Here is a 23,254-nt window from a genome sequence, read left to right as displayed (position 1 = left end):
TGCGGTCAGTCTAGGGCCTCTGCTCCGGGACCAGTGGGAAATCGCGGACCTGGCCCGGGGAGAGCCAGGCGTCCTGGCCATCCACCCGTACCCGGATCGGCGGGGCACCGCCGGTGCTGAGTGTCACGCGCAGGTTCGTCGGCGTGAGCTCGAGCCGGATCGGGTGGTCCCGGTAGTTGATGCTGAAGGAGAACGCACCGAGCTCCGCGGGGAGCACGGGGTGCAGCCAGAGGATGTCGTCGCGGATCTCGAGGCCGCTGTAACACCGCACCATCATGTCCACGGACCCCGCCATCGCGCCGAGGTGGATGCCCTCGTGGGTGGTGCCGCCCTGAATGTCGGCGAGGTCGCTGTCCAGGGCCCTGGTCAGGAACTGCCAGGAGCGCTCCCGGTCGCGACGGGCCTCCACCCAGGAATGCACGACGTTGCTCAGGGTCGACCCGTGCGTGGACCGGGACCCGTAGAAGTCCACCGTGGCGACGACGGCCTCCGGCGGCAGCGGGTACCCCAGCCCGTGCAGCAGCCTCCGCAGTTCCTCGGCCGAGAACAGGTAGAGCAGCATCAGCACGTCGGCCTGCTTGGACACCCGGTAGTTGTTCGTGCTGTCGCCCTCCGCGTTGAGGATCAGGTCGAGTCGGCCGAGGTCGCCGTAGCGGGCGCGATACCCCGCCCAGTCGAACTCGGGGAGTGCCTCGTATCCGTCGAACTGGCTGGGCACCCCTCCGGGCAGGAACGACAGCCGGAGCCGGCTGCCGATGTGCCGCCAGCGGTCGACCTCGCCCGGGCGCAGGCCGAGCCGGTTCCAGAGCGGCCGGCAGCTGCGCCCGTTCAGCACGGCGACCGTGTCGACGGCCCGCGCCATCAGCCAGGCGGTCATCACGTTGGTATAGGTGTTGTTGCGCAGCCCCGTTCCCGGCGCTCCGGGGGCTCCATCGTGGAATTCGTCCGGTCCCATGACGCCACTGATGTCGAAGCGATCGGCGCTCTCGTCGTACGTGGCCAGGGCCGCGAAGAACCGCGTGACCTCCAGCAGCAGTTCGGCACCCTGGTGGATGAGGAAGTCGACGTCCCCCGTGGCCTGGTAGTACGTCCACACGCTGTACGCGACGGCCAGCCCGACGTGGCGCTGGTTGTGGGAATGATCGGGCATCCACTCATTGGTGCGCGGGTTGAACAGTTCGGCCGGGGTCACTTCCCGCCCGTCGATGCCGCTCTGCCAGGGGAACATCGCGCCCTCGAGGCCGGCGGCCGTCGCGGCCGCCCTGGCCTGGGCGAGGCGCCGGTACCGGTAGCCGATGAGCGCCCGGCTCAGGTCGGGGCGGCGCAGGGTGAGCACCGGGTAGACGAAGACTTCGTCCCAGAACACGTGCCCCCGGTAGCCCTCCCCGGTGAGCCCACGGGCGGGGACGCCGGCGTCGAGGTCGGCGTCGACGCCGGCGAGGGTCTGCAAGACATGGAAGGTGTTGAGGTTGAGCGCGAGGGACTGGTGCTCGTTGTCGTCGAGGTTCACCGCGAACTCGTCCCAGAGCCCGCGCCATTCACGCTCGTGCGCGACGAGAAGGTCCGCCGGGTCGGCGACCCGGCGCATCCACGCGGTCACGGCGAACGGCGCCGACACGACGGCGCGGTCCCTCGATGTGCCGACGATGACGGTCTTCTCCACCCGGACCGGTCGCCCAGGCTCGAGGAGCAGCTCGAACTCGTGCGCGACGAAGCCGGGTTCGCTCAGGAATCGCCGGGCCACCGTGATCTCGCGGGGTGGGCCTGGCCGATCCGCGCCCGCAGGGTCGGCCTCGAAGACCCGGGTGCGCGCGGCCATCGCGATGTGCACTCCCGAGACGGTGGTTTCCATTTCGAGGAGCACGGTGCGGTCGTCGACCTCGGTGCGGGTGCGTGGCATCAGGTGCCTGTTCGTGAGCGCGGCATCGGCCGCCACATTGCGGTTCGCGACGCGGCCGTCGACGGCCGAGCGCACCGTCACCGGGCCCGACCAGCCCTGAGCCTCAAAGGTCGTCTCGAGCACGGCGACGTGCGGGTCGGATTGGGACACGAAACGCCGCGAGGTGACCGTTGTCGTGTGCCGGTCGGCGTCCCGAAAGCGGATGACCCTGGTCAGCAGGCCGCGCCGGAGGTCGAGTTCCTGCCGGTAGTCCAGGACTCCGGGGTCCTCTGGCCGGAACCAGTCCGCGGTGCCGATGCGGAACGACAGGGCGAGCCAATTGGGGGCATTGACCATGTGTTCATCGTCGCGGGAATGGCTGCCGAGCTCGGTGTGCACCGGGTTGTAGACGCCGGCGAGGTAGGTGCCCGGGTAGTGCACGGCATCCGCCGACGCCTCTGGGGAAGCGCCCCGGGTGCCCCAGTATCCGTTGCCGAGGGCGCAGAGCGCTTCGCGGACGCCTTCGGTGGCCGGGTCGAAGCCCTCGAAGCGCAGCACCCAGGCGTCGGCAGCCGCGTCGTCGCCCGCGACGGCATCCGCGACGGTGCTCGGCGGGCGCCTCGGAACGGTGCTCGCACCGGCGGTGTTGCTCGGCCGGACGGTCGGGACCATGGCACACCCTTCTGCGGTCATCCGTCCGGCGAAAGCCCTCGTGCATGCCCGTCGCCGGCCGGTGCTTGGATAGGGGGATGACCTTCGCACCGGATTCGCACCCAGAGTACATCGACGACCTCGCCGGCTTCATCGCAGCGTCGCCGTCCTCGTACCACGCCGCCGCGGAACTCGCGCGCCGGCTCGAGGCCGGTGGATTCACCCGGCTCGACGAACGCGATGAGTGGCCGGGCAGCGCGGTCGGCAGCGGCACGGACAGCGGCGCGGGCGTGGCCAGGCGGCACTTCATCGTGCGCGACGGCGCGGTCGTGGCCTGGGTGCAGCCGGCCGGTGTCGGCCCGGCGTCGCCGTTCCGCATCCTCGGAGCGCACACAGACTCGCCCGGCTTCAAGCTCAAGCCGAAGCCGACCATCGGCAGCAGAGGCTGGCTGCAGGCCGGCGTCGAGGTCTACGGTGGCCCGCTGCTCAACTCCTGGCTCGACCGCGAGCTCGAACTCGCCGGACGCCTCGTCACCCGCGACGGCACGGAGCACCTCGTGCGCACCGGCCCGTTCCTGCGCATCCCGCAGCTCGCCATCCACCTCGACCGTGACGCCAACAACGGCCTCACCCTCGACCGGCAGCGCCACCTGAACCCGGTCTACGGGGTCGGCGACCTCGCCGCTGCCGACCTGCTCGCCCACCTCGCCGGCCTGGCCGGGCTCGAAGCGGCGGATGTGGCCGGTTACGACCTCCTGACCGCCGACACCGCGGCCCCCGCACGTTTCGGCCTCGACAACGCGCTTTTCGCCGCCGGACGCCTCGACAACCTGTCGTCGGTGCACGCGGGCCTGGTCGCGCTCCTCGCCGTGGCGGACGACGGCACAGCCGGTGTCGATGCCGCCGCCGGAGTGGTCCAGGGCACGAGTGTCCTTGCCGCCTTCGACCACGAGGAACTCGGTTCCCAGACCCGGTCGGGGGCGAGCGGACCGCTTCTCGACGATGTCCTGACCCGGATCGGGTCCGGACTCGGGGCATCCGCCTCCGACAAGCTGCGCGCATACGCCGGCTCGTGGTGCCTCTCGGCCGACGCCGGGCACCTCGTGCACCCGAACTACCCCGAGAAGCACGACCCGGCGAACCTGCCGGTGCCGGGGGCCGGCCCGCTGCTCAAGATCAACGCGACGCAGCGCTACGCCACGGATGCCGCCGGTGCCGCCCTCTGGGCCCGCACCTGCGCGCAGGCCGGCGTGGCCTACCAGGAGTTCGTCTCGAACAACACGGTCCCGTGCGGCTCGACGATCGGCCCGCTCACCGCGACCCGGCTCGGCATCCACACGGTCGACGTCGGCATCGGGCTCCTGTCGATGCACTCGGCCCGCGAACTCTGCCACGTGGCCGACCCGGTCGCGCTCAGTGCGGCGATCGGCGCCTTCTTCGCCCCCGAGGCGTAGCCGCCGCTGAGGTTCCGCGAGGTGTCGCGAATCGAGGTTCCGTCGGCTCAGGAAGGTCGATGTGCGACACCTCAGCGACGTTGGCCGGGCACATCTGGATAGTGCCACTATCGGATAGCGTTTGTATCAGCTACTCTGAGCATCAGATAGTTCAGGTATCTGAAGGGGCGAGCCCCACTCAAGGAGGACTCATGACTGACCAACTCGTTGTCGGCGCCGGGTACATCGGCAGGGCGCTCGCCGCAGCGCTTGTCGAACGTGGTGACAGCGTCACCCTGGGCACCCGCAGCGGCACGGTCGTCCCCGGCGCCCGTGCCCTCGTCGTCGACGCCTCGGACGTGGACGCCCTCGCTGCGGCTGCCGAGGGCGCCGCCACGATCTTCCTCGTCACCGGCCCCAGCCAGTACCACCGCTGGCCAGAACTCTGGCCGCCAATGTTCCGGGCCGCGATCGAGACCGCCCGCCGGTCCGGGGCCCGGCTCGTGCTGATGGGCAACCTCTACGGGTACGGAGAGGGCAGCCCGATGCCGATGACCGAGGCGACTCCGCAGCATCCGACAGAGCCGAAGGGCCGGGTGCGCACCGAGGGCTGGGAACTCGCCCTCGCCGCCGCCAAGCGCGGCGAAATCCAGGTCGTGGAGGTGCGCGCGAGCGACTACTTCGGCCCCGGAGCCGGCAAGACCTCCCAGCTCGGGAGCGCCTTCTTCGGTCCGCTTGTCGCCGGAAAGACCGCGCGCGTCTTCGGGAGCCCCGACGCGCCGCACAGCTGGTGCTACCTGGCCGACATCGTCGCGACCCTCCTCGCGGCGGCGGACCACCGCGGACCATGGGGTCGCGTCTGGCACGTGCCGGCGGCCGAACCGCTCTCCCGCACCGAGCTCGCAGCCCGGGTCGACGCGCTCACGGGCAAGCGGGGGAGCCTGGCCAGGCTCAGCCCCGCCCTGCTGCGCGTGCTCGGGATGTTCGTCCCGTTCATCCGTGCCGCCAACGACTCCGCCTACCAGTTCACCGCCCCCTTCGTCGTCGACGCCGCCGAGACCGAACGACTGCTCGGTGTGTCGGCGACCCCCTGGGAGCAGTCCCTTCCCGAGGTCATCGCGAGCTACCGTGCCCTCGAGGTTGCCGGCCTGCCGGCCCAGGACAAGCGATGAGAATGGCAGAACTGAGCACCCGGAGCGGGACCCCCGTTGCGACGATCAAGTACTACCAGCGGGAGACCCTCCTCGCCGGCGGGGAGCGCTCCGGGCCGAACCAGGCGCTGTACGCGGAGTCGCACCTCGAGCGCATCCGACTGATCCGCGGCCTCACCGAGGTCGGCGGGCTGAGCGTCGCGGCCGTCCGGCGGGTACTCGAGGCCATCGACTCCGAGCGGTCGCTTCCGGAGACGTTCGAGATCGCCCAGCACTCGGTGTCTGCCACGATCGACGAGTCCACGGTGAGCGCGGAAGCGCTGGCCAGGGTGGACGCCCTCACCGCCGGCTGGCATGTCTCGGCGGCGAACCCCGGTCGACTGGCCGCGGCGCGGGTCGTCGACACCTTCGCCGAGGTCGGCCAGATCGACGTCCGCGGCTGGTTCGACCGGTACGCCGCCGCCGCCCTGCTGGCCGCGGAGGCCGACATCGACGAGCTGGATGCCCGGGTCGACCGGGCAGCGAAGGGCGAGACCGTCGTCGTCGGCACCGTTCTCGGCGACAAGCTCTTCTCCGGACTCCGCCGCGCTGCACAGGAACACATCGCCGCCCTCCGCTACGGACAGCCGCCCGAGGCGGCACCCGACCATACCCCCTGAACATCGCACGACAGCACGACAGCACGACCTACCGCACCGCCACCACTCGACCGACAGAACAGGGAGCGACCCATGAACACCCCCGAGTTTCCAGAGCGCCCGGCGTCCGGCCGCGCGACATCGCCGGCATCCGTCGACGCCGGCCAACGACCGGCCACCGACTGGCCCGCCCTGCGCACACTCGCCTGGCATCGACCGCTGCTCGCGGCCTCAGCCGCCATGGCGGTGCTCGTGGTGGTCTGCCTGGTCGGGCTGCTGGTCGACCAGCGCAGCCTCACCGGCGCGCCGGTCTGGGCCAAGCCGCTCAAGTTCTCGCTCAGCGTGCTCATCTACGCCGCGAGCCTCGCCTGGCTGCTCGGCATCCTCTCCGCGCGTCGTCGTCGACTGGCCTGGTGGATCGGCACGGTGTCGACGATCGGGCTCGTCATCGAAATGGTGATCATCGTCGGTGCAGCCTCCCTCGGCGTCACGAGCCACTTCAATGTGTCCACCCCGATGTCGGCGACGCTGTGGTCGGTGATGGCCGTCTCCATCGTGGTCGTCTGGATGGCCGCCCTCCTCACGGCGGTGCTGTTGTTCCGCACGGACCTCGGCGATCCCGCCAGGTCACTCGCGATCCGGGCCGGCAGCGTGATCGCCGTGATCGGGATGGGCCTCGCGTTCCTGATGACCGGGCCGACCGCCGCACAACTCGACGCCTTCCAGGGCATCGTCGGTGCGCACACCGTCGGCGTCCCTGACGGCGGCCCGGGGCTCCCGCTCCTCGGCTGGAGCACCGTCGCCGGCGACCTGCGGATTCCGCACTTCGTCGGAATGCACGCCCTCCAGGTGATCCCGCTCACGGCCCTGCTGCTCGAGGTGCTCGCTTCCCGGCTGGTCATGCTGCGTGCACCGGTGGTGCGGTTGCGGCTGGTCCGGCTCGTGATCGGGCTCTATCTCGGTGTCCTCGCGATCCTCACCGGGCAGGCGCTCGCCGGACAGTCGATCGTGCGCCCGGACGCGCTCGTGACGACCCTCTCCATCGCGCTCATCGCTGTCGGCGCGGTGGCGGCGACGCTCGTGCTGGCCGCAGCCTCCCGCGCCGCCCTGTCACCGACGGATGCTGCGGCAGGCTCCGTGAAGTGTCGCAGATCGACGTTAAGTCGGCTCGGGAACGTCGATCTGCGACACCTCAGCGTCGGGCTCGGGCGCGAGGCGGGCACGGGCGATGCGGGCGATGCGGGTCCGGGCGGCGTCCTCGGACGTCGAGGAGGCGCCGAGCAGCATCCGCACGATGCGGAGAACGGCCCCGGTCGCCCAGACGACCGGGAACATCGAGCGGCGCAGGCCGAGCAGCTGTCGATACTGGCGCGGGAGCGAGGCGACCGCCCCGGCGAACATCACCCGGTAGAACGGCAGCATCCCGCGTCGCAGCGGCGGATTGCGGATGAAGCGCACCGCCTCGGCGACGCGCTCGTCGCTCTTCAGCGTCCCGGTTTCGGTGAAGGCGGCGAGTTGGGCGGCGAGCTCCGCCGCCGACCGCGGCGGGTCCTGCACTCCCACCAGTTCGCCGGCCTTCGCCCATTCGCGCACGTAACCGTCGGCGCCGCCCGGGATGCCGCCGCCCCAGAGCTTGTGCGACTCGAGGAAGGCATCCGTGAAGACGATGTGCACCCAGGAGAGCAGTTCGGGGTCCCCGGCGGCGTAGGGTCGCGAGACTCCCGCCGCATCGAGGTAGGTGCCCGTCACCCGGTCGTGGAAGCGGCCGACCCGCGTCGATTCCTCGGTCGCGACGGTCGTGTCGGCGAAGGTCACGGTCACGAGCCACTGGATCGTCCCGGAGAGGCGCCCGAGCGGATCCTCCTTGTATCGCGACCAGTCGTGCACCCCGGCCATCGCGCCCGGGTGCAGGGTCTGCATCAACAACGCGCGGATCCCGGCGACCATCGTCGCCATCCCGCCGTGCACCGCCCACGCGGCCGATTCGGGCCCGAAGAATCCGGCGTCGTCGCCGCGTTCCATCTTCTCCACCCACGAGGGCCGTCCCTCGGAGTTTCCGGACAGCGTCGAGAGAAGATGCGATCGCCAGCTGTCCGTGAACCTGCCCATACCCGAGGTTAACCGGTGGCCGCTGGGCATCCGCCCCGAACAGCACGACCGGCGGAATCTGATGCGCGTGCCCGGCTCTAGACTCACGACCATGCCGGTGCCCCGATTCCTGTTCGCCGACCAGCTCGGACCGCATTTCGACGACGGCGGACCGATCGTCCTGGTCGAGGCCGTCGGGGTCCTGGGCCGCAGGCCGTACCACCGGGCGAAGGCGCACCTGATCCTCAGCGCGCTGCGGCACCGGGCGCGGGAACTCGGCGATCGGGTGGAATTCCTGCGCACGGAGCACTATCGCGACGTGCTCTCCGGCCGTCCGCTCGAGGTGATCGATCCCACCAGCTGGGGGCGCGGGCGCTCGTGGCCGAACTCGGCGCCGACGTGCTGCCCAGCCGGGGTTTCGTCACGAGCGAGGCCGACTTCGCGCACTGGGCGGCGGGCCGACCGGCCTCCCGGCTGGTGCTCGAGCAGTTCTACCGTTCGGTGCGCGCCCGGACCGGCGTCCTGATGCGCGGACCAGACCCCGAGGGCGGCCGGTTCAACTTCGACCACGACAACCGCCGCCCGCCACCCCGTGGGGCCGTCGGCCTCGGCCTGCCCGACCCGTGGACCCCGGTCGAAGACGACATCGACGCCGAGGTGCGCCGCGACCTCGACCGGCTGCAGGCGGATGGCCGGATCACCCTGATCGGCCGCGACGGGCCGCGACGCTTCGCCGCGACCCGGGCCGAAGCCCTGGCCGCCCTCGACGACTTCATCGAGACCCGCCTGAACGACTTCGGCCCCTTCGAGGACGCGTCGCTGCGCGGAGACGATGCAATGGCGCACTCCCGGTTGAGCGTTCCGCTGAACCTGGGGCTGTTGCACCCGCGCGAGGTGATCGATGCGGTCGTCGCCGCCCACGCGAGCGGAGCGGCGCCGCTGCAGAGCGTCGAGGCCGTCGTCCGCCAGCTGATGGGCTGGCGGGACTGGGTGTGGCACCTCTACTGGCACCTCGGCCCCGACTATGTCGGCAGCAGCAACTTCCTGGGCGCCCACGAGCCACTGCCCAGGTCCTTCCGTGAGCTCGACGGCTCCGGCGTGCGCGCCGCCTGCGTCAGCCACGTGCTGAACGCCGTCGCCGACACGGGCTGGGCCCACCACATCCAGCGCCTGATGATCCTGGGCAACCAGGCCCTCCAGCGCGGCTATCACCCGGGCGAGCTGAACGACTGGTTCATCGCGGCGTTCGTGGACGGCACGCCGTGGGTGATGCCGGCCAACGTCGTCGGGATGTCCCAGCATGCCGACGGCGGCATCGTCGCGACCAAGCCATACACGTCGGGCGGCGCATACATCTCGACGATGAGCGATTTCTGCGGCGGCTGCCCGTTCAACCCGAAGAAACGACTCGGCGAGGACGCCTGCCCCTTCACCGCCGGCTACTGGGCCTTCCTCGACCGGGTCGAGCCGCGCATCCGCGGCAACCACCGGATGAGCCAGCCGCTGGCCGGACTGGGTCGTCTCGCCGACCGTGAGGCCGTCGTCGCGCAGGAGCGCTCTCGCACGGTGTGGTGAGCTCCCTGGTTCTTTCGACGCGTTAGATTCGGGGAGAGGGCGCTCGTGGCCGGGGCGCGAGACGGAGGAAACCGGGATGAAGATCGAGAACGTCGAACTGCGCCGGGTGCGCCTGCCGCTCGTCAGCCCGTTCCGCACCTCCTTCGGCTCGGTGTCCGAGCGGGAGGCGCTCCTCGTGCACGTGACCACTGCGGATGCCGAGGGCTGGGCCGAGTGCGCCGCAGAGGCCGAACCCCTCTACAGTTCCGAGTTCCTCGACGGCTGCGAACTCGTGATCCGCGACCACCTGACCCCGCGGCTCGCCGCCGCCGGCAACCGGCTCACCGCTGAGCGGGTCGAGCCGGCGCTCGCCGCGGTCAAGGGGCACCGGATGTCCAAGGCCGCCCTCGAGACCGCGATCCTCGACGCCCAGCTCCGCGCCTCCGGAGTCTCGTTCGGGGGCTACCTCGGAGCGGTGAACGACCTCGTCCCCGCGGGCGTCTCGGTCGGAATCATGGACTCGATCGACCGGCTCCTCGCCGCCGTCGAGGGATACCTCGATGAGGGCTACCTCCGGATCAAGCTCAAGATCGAGCCGGGCTGGGACCTCGGCCCCGTGCGCGCCGTGCGCGAGCGCTTCGGGCCGGACGTGCTGCTGCAGGTCGACGCGAACACCGCGTACACCCTCGCCGATGCCCGCCACCTCGCCCGCCTCGACCCCTTCGACCTGCTCCTGATCGAACAGCCGCTCCCAGAGGACGACATGCTCGGGCACGCCGCCCTCGCCAAGCTCATCCAGACCCCGGTCTGCCTCGACGAATCGATCGAGTCCGCGCGGGACGCCGCCGCCGCGATCACCCTCGGAGCGTGCAGCATCATCAACGTCAAGCCCTCCCGGGTCGGCGGGTACCTCGAGGCCAGGCGGATCCACGACGTCGCGGCCGCCCACGGTGTTCCGGTGTGGTGCGGTGGCATGCTCGAGACCGGCATCGGCCGGGCGGCGAACGTCGCGCTCGCCGGGCTGCCCGACTTCGTGCTGCCGGGGGACACCTCCGCCTCGAGCCGCTATTACGCCCAGGACCTGACGGAGCCGTTCGTGCTCGAGGACGGCCATCTCCGGGTTCCGACCGGTCCGGGCATCGGCGTGGAGGTGCTGCCCGACGTGCTGCACGAGCTCACCGTGTCGAGGTCGGACATCCGGTTCTGATCCGGCCGGCACGAGAAGTCCTCGACCTGCGCGGTCAGGCGGAGTAGCGTGAAATCGGTGGCGGGTTCCTGCCCCAGAAGACGGAGTCGCCATGTCGTCGCTCTCGAACTACGGGCAGGTGATCGCGGCCACCACTGTGGCGCTCCAGTCGATGCTCGCCGGGTCGCCCTTCGGCCTGAACGTGACGGCGCGCAGCCTCGACGTCGCACGCACCGGGGTCACCGGGTCGTCGATCAACCTGTTCCTCTACAGCGACAGCCTGATCAGCTATCGCGAGGCGAGCACCCAGCACGGGCCCAGCCGGGTCATCGCGGAGCCTGCGCTACCTCGTAAGCGCCTTCGCGGCCGACATCGAGGACACCGACGCGGCGAGCCACCGCGACTTCGGCACCGCCCAGGCCGCGATCGAGCGGCACCCGGTACTCACGGTTCCCGTGACGTCGAGTGAAAAACTCCAGGTCTGGCTCACCCCCTCGCCGCTCACGACCGAGGTGCTCACCTCGCTCTGGCAGGCATCCGCCGCCCCCCTGCGCGTCTCGTTCGCAGTGATGGCGTCATTCACCCTCGACACGACGGAACGGGTCACGAAGCTCGGAACGATCCGCGACGTCGTGAAGCTCGCGGGCGCCGGGGCGATCGCCGTGTTCAGCGGCACGGATGCCGGTGCGAAGGCGGCTGCGGCAGCGTCCGCTGCGAAAGAGCTCGGCAAGGCCCTCGTCACCGTCGGGCTGGACAGCGTCGTCGCGTCGTCCCCCGAGGAGACCGATGCGACGCTCGACCGGCTGTTCGAGCGGGTGAAAGACGTGGGCGCTGTACTCCTGGTCGACGCCGCCGATGCCGTCTTCGGAGTGCGCCCCGAGGAACTCGACCCCGACGACCCATACGCCGCGATCGACGTGGGAGCCGTGCTCGACCGGCTCGGGAACGCCCCGAGCGTCGTGATCATCGCGCTCACGGGCGTCTCCGGCGACGAGCTCGCAGATCGCGCCCGGGTCGAGGTGCGGTTCCCCGCCAGCTGACCCCCCGCATACGCTGGAGGAATGCCCTCGTTCCGGATCACCATGACCATCGGCAGCCTGCAACCCGGGGTCGCCCCCGACTCGGTCCTGCCGGCTGCTGCGGCCGCGGCGGCCGAGCTCACGACCGTCGAGGCGTCCGACCTCGCCGTCGTGGCGGGTTCGGCGCGCGCGACCGTGCGCTTCACCGCGGACGATGTGGCCTCAGCGGTCCGGATCGGCGCCCACACCCTCGCGGGCACCCGCATCCGTGCCGGAGTGATCACGTGGCAAGTCACCGAGCGCGTCCACGGCCGCTGGCTGCCCGTCCACTGATCCCGTCCGTCAGATCAGGGCGCGGAGCGCGTCCTCCACGCTGACGCCCAGGCGGGTGGCCCGCTCGCTCAGGCGGGCGTGCTGTTCGGCAGACAGCATGAGGGAGACCTCGTGCACGGCCGGGTCGGCGGCGTCGGCGGCGTCGTCGAACGAGAACAGGCTCCGGATGCGCCGCACGGGCGGGCGGAGCGGCGACGGCCCGGCGCACGGCCGGTTTCTGCTCTCGCGAGGTGGCACCGGCAGCCGGAGCAGCCGGGGCAGCCGGGGCCGCCGGAGCAGCCGGGGTGCCCGCGCGCACGAACCCGGGACCCTTCGGAATCGACCCGCCGCGCTGGTAGGCCTCGGAGACAGCCCGCGCCCGGGCATCCGCCGCCTCATTGAGCGGGTGGTTCGCGTGCCCCTTGACCCATTCGAAGCGGTAGCGACGGCCGGCGAGAGCCGCGTCGATCTCCTGGAGCAGGCTCGAGGTTCAGCACCGGCTTGCCGTCTGCCTTGCGCCAACCCTTGGCCTTCCAGCCGCGCATCCACTTGGTCACCGAGTTGATCACGTACTGGCTGTCGCACAGCACGAGCAGGTCCTCGTCGAGGTGCGCGGTCGCGCGGAACAGCTCGAGCACGGCCTTGAGTTCGCCCTGGTTGTTGGTGGCGTGCTTCCAGCCGCCGGCGTCCCAGCAGGAGTCGTCGACGTACCAGGCCCAGCCGGCCGGTCCCGGGTTGCCGAGGGCCGAACCGTCGGCGGCAGCGGTGATGGTCATGGTGGCCTCTCCTCGGGGAACGGTCGCGCGCCCCGGTGTTCTTTCCTATTTTCGCATCGACCGGGCGGGGCTAGCCGACGACGCAGTGCCCGGGCTCGACGGAGTCTGTGAGCGACGCCGCCTCGGCGGCGACGGGGGTGACCGACTCCATCGCGAGGGCGTAGCCGATGTTGGCAGTGACGGTCGACTTCGCAAAAACGACGCCGACGACTTTGCCGTCCTGGTTCAGGAGCGGACCGCCGGACTCGCCGTGCTGGATGTCCGCCGCGAGCGTGTAGATCGACCGGGAGGTCGGATTGTCGCCGTAGATGTCGCCGACGACGGCCGGCGCGACCGCGACGACCTCCGCGGGTCCCGTCTCGAACGGGCCGCCGTACGGGTAGCCGTCGCTCACGGCGAGGCTTCCCGTTGCGAGGTCGGCACCGAGGCCGAGGGGTACGGCATCGAGCCCGGGGACGGCGATGACGGCGAGGTCGCCCGCCGGGTCGAAGTAGACGACGGTTCCCGAGCGGGCCGTGCCGTCCGCGGATTCGACGACGGGTTCTGAGACGCCCGCGACGACGTGCGCATTGGTCAGAACCCGGTCCGGCGCGATCACGAAGCCACTCCCGGACTGGTTCTGACCGCAGGCGTACGCCGTCCCGACGATCTTGAGCACGGAATCCTGCGCGGCGAGCAGTTCCGCGCTCGTCGCCGTGACGAGGGGGACCGTGGGGACCGGCCCGTTGAAGGCCTCGATGACCCGCGGGATGCCCTCGGTGACGACCATCGCCCGGAGCCTGGGCGAGGAAGCCCTTGACCGGATCGGGCGTGAGTGAGTCGATCGACCGCACGACCGTCGAGGAGGCGATCGCGGGCGACAGGACCGGTACCCCGAGGGACCCGATGCTGAACGCGAGCATCGACACGATGCTCGCCGCGACGACGACGGCGACGCCGGCGCCGAACACCCGGTCGACGACGAGCAGCCGCTTTCGGGCCGCCCGGGGACGGAGCACCCTGCCGAGGGTCCCGCCGATCGACAGGCCGCCGAGCAGGAGGACGGCTGCGGTCGCGAGGGTCGCCGCGGTGCGCCATTCCGCTGCGGGGACCCAGGCTCCGACGAGCGGAACGAGGAAGTAGGCGGCGATGCCGCCGGCGACGAGGCCGGCGATGCCGCTCAGGCTTCCGATCAGGCCGCTCCGGTAGCCGGAGACGACATAGCCCAGCAGGAGCACGACGAGGAGGACGTCCACGATGGTCGAAATGGGCATAGCTCCAAGACTACGGGGGAGTTATGCACAGAGCCGTTCCTTGCGCGAGTTATGCACCGATCCCCAGCGAGCGCACCCGGGGAGGGAGCGCGCGGGAAGAGTGTCCGCATGACACCGACCATTGTGAAGACCAGGGAAGCCCACGACTTCCTCGCCCTCGTGCCGCAGGCTCGCCGGGTTCCAGCCCGAGCGCAGCGTGGTGCTCGTCGCCTTCCGTGGCAACCGCACCTGCGGCGCCCTGCGGTTCAACCTGCCGGAGCCCGACCTCGCACGCACGGTCCTCCGTCGTCTCGCGACGACCCTGATCGGCACGCTGTGCAAGATCGAGGGGGTGGATGCCGTCGTGCCCGTCCTCTACACCGACGAACGTTTCGCCGACGTTCCGGGCATACCCGGTGAGCGATTCGCCGAGATCCTCGGTCGCCGGGCCGAACTGTCCGGCTTCCTGGTGCGGGATTCCCTGTGCGTCGCCGCCGACGGCTGGGGTTCGTACCTCGACCCCGCCTGCCCGGCGAGCGGGCGGCCGCTGTCGGAGATCGCGGAGTCCCCGGTGAACCGCGACCTGCCGCCGGAGGCCCAGCGTGAGCTCGGGCGGCTCCTGAGCCGGGCCGACCTGCCCCAGGTCGACCTCGCGCTCCGGGAGCAGTGCGCCAGGCGGCTGGCCAGGTACGAGGACCTCGGATCCCGGGTGCCGGACGCACCCAACCTGCCCGAACTCGTGGCCATGGTCGGGGACATTCTCGACCCGGTGGCGACCACGGAGGCCGCGCTCACCCTCGACGCATCTGCACTCGGGGCCGAAGAGGCCGCGACCCTGCTGTTCCTGGTGAAAAGCCCGGCCCGGCGCGACCAGGTCATGCTGCAGATCGCGTTCGGGGAGGAGATCGGGCGGGTGACGCACGAACTGAACCAGCGCTATGCCGCCATCCAGCGCGAGACCGGCCGCAGCATGGACGACATCGTCGCCGAGGAGCAGGCCAGGTCAGGCGACAAGCGCGACCTCGCCCAGACCGGTGACCTCATGCTCGGATCCGTCTCCCGGCGCCCGGACCCCGAACGGATCGAACGCGGCATCACTCTCCTGAAGATGCTCGTCGCGGTCGCCCCGAAACGGGTGCGCCCCGCGCCGCTGTGCATGCTTGCCTGGCTGTCGTGGGCGCTCGGACGCAGTTCGGTTGCCGGGATCTTCATCGACCAGGCGCTGGCGATCGACCCGGGGTACGGCATGGCCAGGCTGCTGCTGACCGTCGTATCTGCCGGGCACCTGCCCGAGTGGGCGTTCGCCGTACCGCACTCCGACGCCGACTGAGAGAGCCGGGACGGTCATCCGTGCGACGGCTGGGCGCGACGCCACGCGACCTCGTCGCCGACCACGACGAGCAGTAAAACGGCGTTGGCCGCCCAGGCGAGCACCAGTGCCGGGACGAGCGGAGAGGCGGCGGTGAGGAGCCCGAAGGCGAGGATGCCGAGGAAATGACCCGCCAGCCACCGGCCACCGGCTGCGCGGCGGAACAAGGCATTTCCCAGCACATAGACCGCCGATGACCCGCAGACGAGTCCGGCCGTCCAGAGGCTGCCCGCCTCGAGCGGGTCAGCCAGCACGAGGCCGTCGGCGACCGCAGCCAGGACGACGCCGAGCACCATCAGCGCGGGGACGTACGTGTATGCGGTTCGGGCGATCGGTCCGGGGTCGGCGGCGTTGACGATGTAGTCGCTGCCTCCGCGTTCGCTGTGGCTGAAGTAGAGCAGCCACAGCAGTACCGTTCCGAGGAATGACGACAGGAATGCGATGACGTTCGTCCAGTCGAGTGGTCCTTCGCTGAAGCTCGTCCCTGAGACGATGATCGACTCGCCGAGCACGATGATGAGGAAGAGGCTGACCCGCTCCGCCATATGGCCGCCTGCCACATTCCAGGTCGTGATGTCCGAGCGTCCGAGAAAGGGCACCCAGTACAGAAGGTACGGAGCCCCGTAGTCGACGAGCAGGGCCAGCAACCAGATCCAGGGACGCAGGGCGTCTGGTACGAGGGCGCCCGCGATCCAGAACGCCGCCGCGAACGCGTTCCAGAGTGAAATGCGCAGGAAGTTGAGCCCCAGTTCCGGACGCTGCCGGGCGAGCGCCAACAACGTGAAAGCGCTGCGACCGACCTGCATCGCCGCAAGTGCGCCGGCGAACAGGAGGTCCTTGTCGCCGAAGGCTTCGGGAATGGCGCTCGCCATGAGCAGACCGAGCAGCATCATGACGATGAGCATTGCCCGCACCGGGCCGCGCTCAGGGTTGAGCCAGGTGAAGGCCCAGGTCGTGTATATCCACACCCACCAGACGACGGCCGTGAGCACGAGGGTATGCAGGAACTCCTCAGGACCCGGATGCGCCAGCAAGAGGTGCGAGATCTGAGTGACGGCGAAGACGAAGACGAGGTCGAAGAACAGCTCGATGTACGTGACGCGGTGTTCGGCCCCGTCCGTGTCCGGTCGGAGGAGGTTGCGGGAAAAGCCGGGGCTCGCCATGCCGGTCAGGGTAGCGCGCACGCCCCACCAATTCGACGGAGCCTGTGCCGAAAACCCACACGGGGACGCCGGACAGGCGTTTTTCTCACAGATGGTCCGTCGAATTGGGCGAGGCTGGGCGTGCCGCGGCGGGGTGGGGCGGGACTACAGGTACTTCGGGGCCTCCGCGAGCACGCCGTAGAGGATGTCGCCGATCTCGCGGAACTCGGACGGTCCGATGGTCAGCGGGGGAGCGAGCTGTACCACGGGGTCGCCGCGGTCGTCGGCGCGGCAGTACAGCCCGGCGGAGTAGAGCGCCTTGGACAGGTAGCCGCGCAGCAGGCGCTCGGATTCCTCGTCGCTGAACGTCTCCTTCGTGCCCTTGTCCTTGACGAGTTCGATCCCGAAGAAGTAGCCCTCGCCGCGCACGTCGCCCACGATCGGCAGCGCGAGCAGTTTTTCGAGCTCGGCACGGAAGATCGGCGAGTTCGTGCGCACGTTCTCATTGAGTCCTTCCTCCTCGAAGATGTCGAGGTTCGCGAGCGCGACCGCGGAGGAGACCGGGTGGCCGCCGAAGGTGTAGCCGTGGTAGAACGTCGTGTCGCCGTGCTTGAACGGTTCGTAGATGCGGTCGGAGACGATCGTCGCTCCGATCGGCGAGTAGCCGCTCGTCATGCCCTTCGCGCACGTGATCATGTCCGGTTCGATTCCGAAGGTCGTCGAGGCGAACATATTCCCGATGCGGCCGAACGCCGTGATGACCTCGTCGGCGACGAGGAGCACGTCGTACTTGTCGCAGATCTCGCGCACGCGCTTGAAGTAGCCGGGCGGCGGCGGGAAGCAGCCGCCGGAGTTCTGCACGGGCTCGAGGAAGACGGCCGCGACCGTCTCCGGCCCCTCGAACTGGATCATCTCTTCGATCCGGTTCGCCGCCCAGAGGCCGAACTTCTCGATGTCGTCGCCGAAGCCGGAGCCCATCTCGTCTGCCCGGTAGAAGTTCGTGTTGGGCACCCGGAGGCCTCCGGGGGTGACCGGTTCGAACATTTCCTTCATCGCGGGGATGCCCGTGATCGCGAGGGCCCCCTGCGGGGTGCCGTGATAGGCGACGTTGCGCGAGATCACCTTGTGCTTGGTCGGGCGACCCTGCAGCTTCCAGTAGTACTTGGCGAGCTTGAACGCGGTCTCGACGGCCTCGCCGCCACCGGTCGAATAGAAGACGCGGTTGAGGTCGCCGGGAGCGTATGACGCGAGCCGGTCGGCCAGTTCGATCGCGTTCGGGTGCGCGTACGACCAGATCGGGAAGAACGCGAGTTCCTCAGCCTGCTTGGCCGCTGCTTGGGCGAGCCGCTTGCGGCCGTGCCCGGCATTGACCGTGAAGAGGCCGCTCAGGCCGTCGATGTACTTCTTCCCGTTCGAGTCCCAGATGTGATGCCCGAGGCCCTTCGTGATGATCGGCACGCCCGCGCCGGATTCCACGACGGACTGGCGGGAGAAATGCATCCAGAGGTGGTCCTTGGCCTTTTGCTGCATGGCAGCGTTCTCGGCCTCCGTGTAGACGGTGGGCCCGGCATCCTCCGGCGTCGCCTCGGCGGCCGCACCGGCTGCGTCGGCATTGACGACAGCGGGCGAGGCAGGAACGGACTCGAGCAAGGGTTCTGAGAGTGTCATTGTATTTACCGTGTTCCCCAGTTGTAGAACTGTTTGTGGAGTTTGAGATAGACGAACGTTTCAGTGGATCTGACCCCGTCGAGAGAGCGGATCTGGGTGTTGAGCAGTTCGAGCAGTTCGTCGTCGTCTTCGCAGACGACCTCGGCGAGGATGTCGAACGAGCCTGCCGTGAGCACGACGTAGTCGACGGCCGGCATCGCGGCGAGCAGTTCCGCCAGTACCCGGGTGTCTCCCGAGGCACGGATGCCGATCATGGCCTGGCGGAAGAAACCGAGCTGCATCGGGTCGGTGACGGCAACGACCTGCATGACCCCGCCATCCGTGAGCTTCTGCACCCGCTGGCGCACGGCGGCCTCGCTGAGACCGACGGCCTTGCCGATCTCCGCGTACGACCGGCGCCCGTCGACCTGCAACTGCTCGATGATCTTCTTCGAGACGTCATCGAGGGGTACCGGCTTGCCCGGCGTGGTACGTCCGTTTGCGACCATCCAGCGATTATGCCAGCGAGACCCTGCCTCGGCAAGCGATTCCGCAGCTTTTCACGGCAAACGCTGCGGAATCCATATCTCTGAAGGGTTTGACGGTGCGTGGCGCCTCCCCGCGCCGCACGGCGGATCGGCGTACTCGGGATACGGTGAAGACCCTACGACGACGAAGGGAGTCCCATGGACCCAGAGTGGATGTTCGTGGCCGGCCGCTCCTTTGTCGCCGCGGTACCGGCCGATGCACCGGACGACCTGGTCAGGGCGCTCTCGAGCCTGGTCGACGACGCGGGTGTCTCGGCAGAGGGGCTCGTCGGACTCTTGCCGCTCGGCGGCACGGACGCGATCGAGTCCTTCGCTCTCGTGATCCGGGCAGCGGAGGATGAGTCCGCCGTGACCGTCGTCGTGCGCGGGCCGATCGTCGTCGACGTGTTCTCGGTCGGCGGCTCGCGGCGCTTCGCCGACCAGGGCATCCGTCCCTGGAACCTCGCCGACTTTTCCGCCGTGACCGGAGTCGTGATCGGTTCCCCCGACTCGACGGCGCTCGCCGCAGTGCCCTCCGGAACGCGAACCGGGAACGAACGGGGCACGGTCGTCGGTCGCACGGTGCACTGGTCGCCCGCCGGCCCGCCTCCCGCCGGCCCGCCTCCCGCCGCCGACGACACTGTGATCCGCAGGCCGGACGATACTGTGATCCGCAGGCCGGACGATACCGTGATCCGCAGGCCGGACGATACCGTGATCCGCCCCCTCGACGACACCATACTCACGACCGGCCGCCGGAACGGGGTCGCGACACCCGACGTCGACGGTGACGACGAGCGGGAGGCCGTGGCCCGCGACGACACCGACGACACCGACGCCGCAACGAACGCGCCCGTGTTCCTTCCTGCGTTCGCCCGGTTCCGGCTGCCAGACGGCCGGGAGTTCCCGCTCGACCGTCCGTACCGGCTGGGCCGGCGCCCTGCGCCGCCGCGGATCCCCGGCGTACAGCTCATCACTCTCGTGGCGGTCGCCTCTCCCGGCTCCCTCGTGTCCGCGACCCACCTCGACATTCGGCAGGTGGCGGACGTCATCGTCGTCACCGACACCGGGTCCCGGAACGGCACCGTCGTGGTCTCCGCGGACGGTCGGCGGGAACGGCTCCGTCCCGGCGATTCCCGAACTGTGCCTCCGGGTACGAGAATAGACATCGGGGACGATAACATCATCGAGATCATCCCGGCGAGCGACACCGAGTCGGCTCCGTATTTCCCAGCACATCGTGGAAGGCACCACCCGTGACCCAGATTGGTCAAGGCTCAGGCGGATTCGAAGTCGCTTTCCCCTCGGTGAACAAGACGGTCTCCCTCGCGTGGGCCGCACTCACCGACACCGGGCATCGCCGCGAAGTCAATGAAGACAGCCTGATCTCCGTGCCGCCCATCTTCGCGGTCGCAGACGGCATGGGCGGGCATTCCGCGGGCGACGTCGCGAGCGCGGCCGTCGTGAACCGGCTCGCCGAGCTCGCTGGACGGGACTCGCCCCAGAACGCGGCCATCAACACGGCCCTCGGCCTCGCCGTCACCGACATGGCGTCCGGCGTCGGCGTGACCGACCTCGGCACAGGGACCACCGTGACGGGAGCCCTGCTTGCGATCGTGTCCGGCGCTCCGCACTGGGTCGTCTTCAACATCGGCGACTCCCGGGTCTACCTGCTCACCTCGGGCGTGCTCGAACAGATCACCGTCGACCATTCGGTCGTGCAGGAGGCTCGTGGACGCCGGCCGGATCACCCGCGACGAAGCGGATGTCCACCCGCACGGCAATATCATCACCCGCGCCGTCGGGTTCCACGAGGCTCCGGTCCCCGACTACCGCGTCCTGCCCGTGAACCCGGGAATGCGTCTCCTGATCTGCTCTGACGGGTTGACCAAGGAACTCACCGCCTACGGCATCCGACATTTCCTGATCTCGAACCCGGACCCGGAAGACGCAGCGAAGGCACTCGTCGAGGCCGCGCTCGAGAACGGCGGCCGGGACAACGTCACGGTGATCGTCCTCGACGTCCTCGATATCGAGGACAGCGAAGAGACCTCGGGCACCGGCGAGACGTCCACGCAGCAGGACGCAGACACCGGCCCGCTCGACGTCGTCCATCTCGACGCGCACTGAACTCGACACGCACCGAACTCGACACCCCCTGAGTTGGGGTATCGGCATCCCGGACACCCGCGGGGCAACTGCCTAAACTTGAGTGACGCCAGTCGTGATACCCGTTCGATGCGCGTTCACGGACCAGTTCAGGGACCATAGGCGAGAACCAGACGGGGAGGCCGCGATGCAGCGACGATTGCCGTCGACGCCCCCGAACCTGCCGGGATTCTCCTATCTGCGTGTCCTCGGCTCCGGCGGCTTCGCCGACGTGTTCCTCTACCAACAGGATCTCCCGCGCCGCCAGGTGGCGGTCAAAGTCCTCCTCGCCGAGGTCGTCAACGACCAGGTCCGGCAGCTGTTCCAGGCCGAGGCCAACCTGATGGCGTCGCTGAGCTCGCACCCGTCGATCCTGACCGTGTTCCAGGCCGGCGTCTCGGCCGACGGACGCCCGTACCTCGTGATGGAACAGTGCTCTCCCGCGCTCAGCCAGCGCTACCGCACAGAGCCGCTCGGCGTCCCTGAGGTGCTCAGGATCGGCATCACCATCGCGAACGCCGTCCAGGCCGCACACCAGGCCGGCATGCTGCACCGAGACCTCAAGCCGTCGAACATCCTCGTCACCCGGTACGGGCACGCCGTCCTCGGCGACTTCGGCATCGCGGCGACGGTGAGCGACGCCCGAAACGTCGATGCGATCGGGCTGTCCATCCCCTGGTCGGCTCCGGAGGTCCTGCTCGACGAGGTCTCGGGCTCCGTCGCATCCGAGGTCTGGTCCCTCGGAGCCACGCTCTACTCCTTCCTCGCCGGTCATTCACCGTTCGAGATTCCCGGTGCCGAGAACAGCTCAGCCCAACTCATCTCCCGGATCAACAAGGCACGGGTCCCTGCGCTCGGCCGGGCGGATGTCCCTGGCAGGCTCGAACTCATCCTCCAGCGCTCGATGTCACGGCGTCCGGAGCTACGCCAGGGCAGCGTGCTCGAACTCATCCGGGAGCCTGCAGTCCGTGGAGGCCGAACTGGGCCTGCTTCCCACCCGGCTCGAGGTCGCCGATGAGGACTGGGCCGGGGAGAACGGCGTCGACGACGATGACCGCACCCGCATCTCGGCCGTGAATTCGATCAATGCCTACCAGGAACCGCGGCGCCGTCGCGTTCAACCGGCTCGACGCGGGCGCCGCTCCGCTGCCGGCGCCCTTGCAGACACCTCCGGCGCGCGCAGCCCGGCCGGTTCCGACGGTTCCGCGGGTTCGGCGGCCACCGGGGCGCGCCTCCCGGGGCGCGGGCACAGGCTCCGTGCCGGGGGGCTGGCGGCGTTCGGCGCTCGTCTGGGCGCTCGTTGCGGCATCCGTCGTCATCGTCGTTCTGGCCGTCGTGACGGCGTCGGCGCTCTCGCACCAGGCGGCGCCGGGGTTGCCGACGGTGAGCAACGTGTCAGGGGAAGTGCGGGACGGCATGGTGGTGTTCGCCTGGGCGGACCCGGGCATCACCCAGGGGGACAGCTACGTGATCACCCTGCGCACCGGCGAGAGCAGTATCCAGAAGGGTGCCGAATTCAGCGTCGACCCGCACGGACAGGCCAGGGTCTGCGCGAGCGTCGCGGTCAACCGCGACGGGCGCACCGGGGGCACGAGCGGCGAGAAGTGCGTCGACACCGGCGGGTCAGTGACGGGAAGCGCACCCGGAGACGTGAGCAGCTTCGTGACCGGCGTCGGAGCCGCTTCGTGATCCGTCGGTGGGTCTCCCGCCAGCTCGCCTCGCACCGCTCGGCGTGGGCGACGATCCTCGGCGGGACGCTCGTCCTCGCCCTCGTCGTGACGACCGCCGTCGTGTCCGGCGGCTACACCGCCCAGCGGCTCGACCTCGGCGATGCGGCGGTCTGGGTGACGAATGAGACCCGCCAGGCCATCGGCCGGGCGAACACGGCGGTGATGGAGCTCAACACCGTTGTGACGAGCGAGAGCTCCAACCTCAACGTGCTCCAGGCCGGCGCGACGGTCCTCGTTCTCGACACCGTCAACAGCTCCCTCGAGATCCTCGACCCGGCCACGGCGACGATCGTGAAGAGTGTCGCACTGCCGCCCCGGGCGCCTGCCGTGTTCCTCGCGGGAGCCCGCACCCTGATCGCCTCCAACGGCGAGGTTTGGGAGACCCCGACGAGCCGGCTCGCGAGCTTCGACGCAGCGGCCGCGCCGACGCTCTCCCTCGGCGCCGGCTCCGTCGTGAGCGTCGACGACACCGGTGCCCTGTTCTCGTTCACACCGGCGACCGGCACCCTTGCGCAGGCACCGTCCGGAAGCGGAACCGTCACCGCGAGCCAGACCCTCGACGCCGGATCCCCGGGCGACGACTACCAGCTGACGAGCGTGCACGGCAGCTGGGCGCTGCTCAATGCGACCACCCGGCACCTGTTCCTCGACGGCCGCGATGTCGACCTGTCCGGGACGATCGTCGACGGCGCCGCCCCCGCCCTGCAGCAGCCGGGTCTCACCGGCACCCGGGTGCTGATCGCCCACGAGCAGGGCCTCGTCGCCGTCCCCC

At 69.8% G+C, this 23,254-nt stretch carries 24 protein-coding genes and 3 pseudogenes; 15 read left to right on the top strand and 12 right to left on the bottom strand.

Features of this window, described 5'->3' with window-relative positions:
* Positions 1-10 precede the first annotated feature (10 nt).
* Positions 11-2,551 carry a glycoside hydrolase family 65 protein gene (locus KIV56_RS05910; protein WP_281535510.1) on the bottom strand — a complete coding sequence of 847 codons (2,541 nt, stop codon included), beginning with the start codon at positions 2,549-2,551 and terminating at the stop codon, positions 11-13.
* A gap of 77 nt (positions 2,552-2,628) precedes the next feature.
* Between KIV56_RS05910 and KIV56_RS05905 the strand changes: the two genes are divergently transcribed.
* The 3 genes from KIV56_RS05905 (at position 2,629) to KIV56_RS05895 (ending at position 5,773) form a co-directional block, all read left to right on the top strand.
* On the top strand, positions 2,629-3,984 hold the full coding sequence (locus KIV56_RS05905) for a M18 family aminopeptidase (RefSeq protein ID WP_281535509.1): 1,356 nt from the start codon (positions 2,629-2,631) through the stop codon (positions 3,982-3,984).
* Positions 3,985-4,175: 191 nt separating this feature from the next.
* Positions 4,176-5,135, top strand: a complete 960-nt coding sequence (locus KIV56_RS05900) for an NAD-dependent epimerase/dehydratase family protein (RefSeq protein ID WP_281535508.1) — start codon at positions 4,176-4,178, stop codon at positions 5,133-5,135.
* Positions 5,132-5,773, top strand: a complete 642-nt coding sequence (locus KIV56_RS05895) for a MerR family transcriptional regulator (RefSeq protein ID WP_281535507.1) — start codon at positions 5,132-5,134, stop codon at positions 5,771-5,773. Before KIV56_RS05900 ends, KIV56_RS05895 begins: the two co-directional genes overlap by 4 nt.
* A 329-nt stretch (positions 5,774-6,102) precedes the next feature.
* On the opposite strand, the gene KIV56_RS05890 is transcribed toward KIV56_RS05895, so the two are convergent.
* The 3 genes from KIV56_RS05890 to KIV56_RS05880 form a co-directional block, all read right to left on the bottom strand.
* Positions 6,103-6,357 (bottom strand): hypothetical protein, encoded by a 255-nt coding sequence (locus tag KIV56_RS05890; RefSeq protein WP_281535506.1) that lies wholly within the window; start codon positions 6,355-6,357, stop codon positions 6,103-6,105.
* 22 nt (positions 6,358-6,379) lie between these two features.
* Positions 6,380-6,592, bottom strand: coding sequence for a hypothetical protein (locus tag KIV56_RS05885; protein ID WP_281535505.1), 213 nt, complete (start codon positions 6,590-6,592; stop codon positions 6,380-6,382).
* A gap of 318 nt (positions 6,593-6,910) precedes the next feature.
* On the bottom strand, positions 6,911-7,672 hold the full coding sequence (locus KIV56_RS05880; protein ID WP_348648543.1) for an oxygenase MpaB family protein: 762 nt from the start codon (positions 7,670-7,672) through the stop codon (positions 6,911-6,913).
* Positions 7,673-8,218: 546 nt separating this feature from the next.
* Between KIV56_RS05880 and KIV56_RS05875 the strand changes: the two genes are divergently transcribed.
* The 5 genes from KIV56_RS05875 to KIV56_RS05855 all read left to right on the top strand — a co-directional run bounded on the left by KIV56_RS05875 (position 8,219) and on the right by KIV56_RS05855 (position 11,932).
* Positions 8,219-9,415: a cryptochrome/photolyase family protein gene (locus tag KIV56_RS05875; protein WP_281535503.1), complete on the top strand. Its 1,197-nt coding sequence runs from the start codon at positions 8,219-8,221 to the stop codon at positions 9,413-9,415.
* A 76-nt stretch (positions 9,416-9,491) separates the two neighbouring features.
* Positions 9,492-10,601 carry an o-succinylbenzoate synthase gene (menC, locus tag KIV56_RS05870; RefSeq protein ID WP_281535502.1) on the top strand — a complete coding sequence of 370 codons (1,110 nt, stop codon included), beginning with the start codon at positions 9,492-9,494 and terminating at the stop codon, positions 10,599-10,601.
* 91 nt (positions 10,602-10,692) lie between these two features.
* Positions 10,693-11,049: a hypothetical protein gene (locus tag KIV56_RS05865; RefSeq protein WP_281535501.1), complete on the top strand. Its 357-nt coding sequence runs from the start codon at positions 10,693-10,695 to the stop codon at positions 11,047-11,049.
* Positions 10,952-11,620 (top strand): hypothetical protein, encoded by a 669-nt coding sequence (locus tag KIV56_RS05860; RefSeq protein ID WP_281536085.1) that lies wholly within the window; start codon positions 10,952-10,954, stop codon positions 11,618-11,620. The genes KIV56_RS05865 and KIV56_RS05860 overlap by 98 nt, the downstream gene beginning before the upstream one ends.
* Positions 11,621-11,662: 42 nt before the next feature.
* Entirely contained in the window at positions 11,663-11,932 is a 270-nt protein-coding gene (locus KIV56_RS05855) for a hypothetical protein (protein WP_281535500.1), read from the top strand.
* 9 nt (positions 11,933-11,941) lie between these two features.
* Here the strand turns inward: KIV56_RS05855 and KIV56_RS05850 are convergent, their stop codons facing one another.
* From KIV56_RS05850 to KIV56_RS05835, 4 genes and pseudogenes are all read right to left on the bottom strand, one after another.
* A complete protein-coding gene (locus KIV56_RS05850) occupies positions 11,942-12,109 on the bottom strand; it encodes a hypothetical protein (RefSeq protein ID WP_281536269.1) in 168 nt (55 codons plus the stop codon).
* Positions 12,093-12,687: pseudogene (locus KIV56_RS05845) on the bottom strand (RNase H family protein); the annotation flags it as partial. The pseudogene KIV56_RS05845 and the gene KIV56_RS05850, both read right to left, overlap by 17 nt.
* A 70-nt stretch (positions 12,688-12,757) precedes the next feature.
* Positions 12,758-13,456, bottom strand: a complete 699-nt coding sequence (locus KIV56_RS05840) for a trypsin-like peptidase domain-containing protein (RefSeq protein WP_281535499.1) — start codon at positions 13,454-13,456, stop codon at positions 12,758-12,760.
* Between the two features lie 97 nt (positions 13,457-13,553).
* Positions 13,554-13,940: pseudogene (locus KIV56_RS05835) on the bottom strand (CvpA family protein); the annotation flags it as partial.
* Positions 13,941-14,121: 181 nt separating this feature from the next.
* Between KIV56_RS05835 and KIV56_RS05830 the strand changes: the two are divergent.
* Positions 14,122-14,790, top strand: a pseudogene (locus KIV56_RS05830) (DUF4192 family protein); the annotation flags it as partial.
* Positions 14,791-14,796: 6 nt separating this feature from the next.
* Positions 14,797-15,249, top strand: a complete 453-nt coding sequence (locus KIV56_RS19500; RefSeq protein WP_348648542.1) for a DUF4192 family protein — start codon at positions 14,797-14,799, stop codon at positions 15,247-15,249.
* A 14-nt stretch (positions 15,250-15,263) separates the two neighbouring features.
* On the opposite strand, the gene KIV56_RS05820 is transcribed toward KIV56_RS19500, so the two are convergent.
* The 3 genes from KIV56_RS05820 to KIV56_RS05810 all read right to left on the bottom strand — a co-directional run bounded on the left by KIV56_RS05820 (position 15,264) and on the right by KIV56_RS05810 (position 18,586).
* On the bottom strand, positions 15,264-16,472 hold the full coding sequence (locus tag KIV56_RS05820; protein WP_281535498.1) for a low temperature requirement protein A: 1,209 nt from the start codon (positions 16,470-16,472) through the stop codon (positions 15,264-15,266).
* Positions 16,473-16,595: 123 nt separating this feature from the next.
* Positions 16,596-18,098: an aspartate aminotransferase family protein gene (locus KIV56_RS05815; protein WP_281535497.1), complete on the bottom strand. Its 1,503-nt coding sequence runs from the start codon at positions 18,096-18,098 to the stop codon at positions 16,596-16,598.
* Between the two features lie 5 nt (positions 18,099-18,103).
* On the bottom strand, positions 18,104-18,586 hold the full coding sequence (locus tag KIV56_RS05810; protein ID WP_281535496.1) for an Lrp/AsnC family transcriptional regulator: 483 nt from the start codon (positions 18,584-18,586) through the stop codon (positions 18,104-18,106).
* Between the two features lie 177 nt (positions 18,587-18,763).
* On the opposite strand from KIV56_RS05810, the gene KIV56_RS05805 reads away from it, so the two are divergent.
* From KIV56_RS05805 to KIV56_RS05790, 5 genes are all read left to right on the top strand, one after another.
* Entirely contained in the window at positions 18,764-19,864 is a 1,101-nt protein-coding gene (locus KIV56_RS05805; RefSeq protein WP_281535495.1) for an FHA domain-containing protein, read from the top strand.
* Entirely contained in the window at positions 19,861-20,484 is a 624-nt protein-coding gene (locus tag KIV56_RS19495) for a PP2C family protein-serine/threonine phosphatase (protein ID WP_348648478.1), read from the top strand. The genes KIV56_RS05805 and KIV56_RS19495 overlap by 4 nt, the downstream gene beginning before the upstream one ends.
* Complete coding sequence (locus KIV56_RS19490; protein ID WP_348648477.1) at positions 20,462-20,734, top strand: PP2C family protein-serine/threonine phosphatase; 273 nt, start codon at positions 20,462-20,464, stop codon at positions 20,732-20,734. Before KIV56_RS19495 ends, KIV56_RS19490 begins: the two co-directional genes overlap by 23 nt.
* A 166-nt stretch (positions 20,735-20,900) precedes the next feature.
* Positions 20,901-21,770, top strand: a complete 870-nt coding sequence (locus KIV56_RS05795) for a serine/threonine-protein kinase (protein ID WP_281535494.1) — start codon at positions 20,901-20,903, stop codon at positions 21,768-21,770.
* A 68-nt stretch (positions 21,771-21,838) separates the two neighbouring features.
* Positions 21,839-22,441: a hypothetical protein gene (locus KIV56_RS05790; RefSeq protein ID WP_281535493.1), complete on the top strand. Its 603-nt coding sequence runs from the start codon at positions 21,839-21,841 to the stop codon at positions 22,439-22,441.
* A gap of 112 nt (positions 22,442-22,553) precedes the next feature.
* Here the strand turns inward: KIV56_RS05790 and KIV56_RS05785 are convergent, their stop codons facing one another.
* The gene (locus KIV56_RS05785; protein WP_281535492.1) at positions 22,554-22,973 is read right to left on the bottom strand and encodes a hypothetical protein; all 420 of its coding nucleotides are present in this window, start codon (positions 22,971-22,973) and stop codon (positions 22,554-22,556) included.
* Positions 22,974-23,254 lie beyond the last annotated feature (281 nt).

This window comes from Cryobacterium breve (assembly GCF_027594785.1).
Classification (GTDB): domain Bacteria; phylum Actinomycetota; class Actinomycetes; order Actinomycetales; family Microbacteriaceae; genus Cryobacterium; species Cryobacterium breve_A.
The sequence above is the reverse complement of the archived record's forward strand: the minus strand, read 5'-3'. Positions and strand labels throughout refer to the sequence as shown.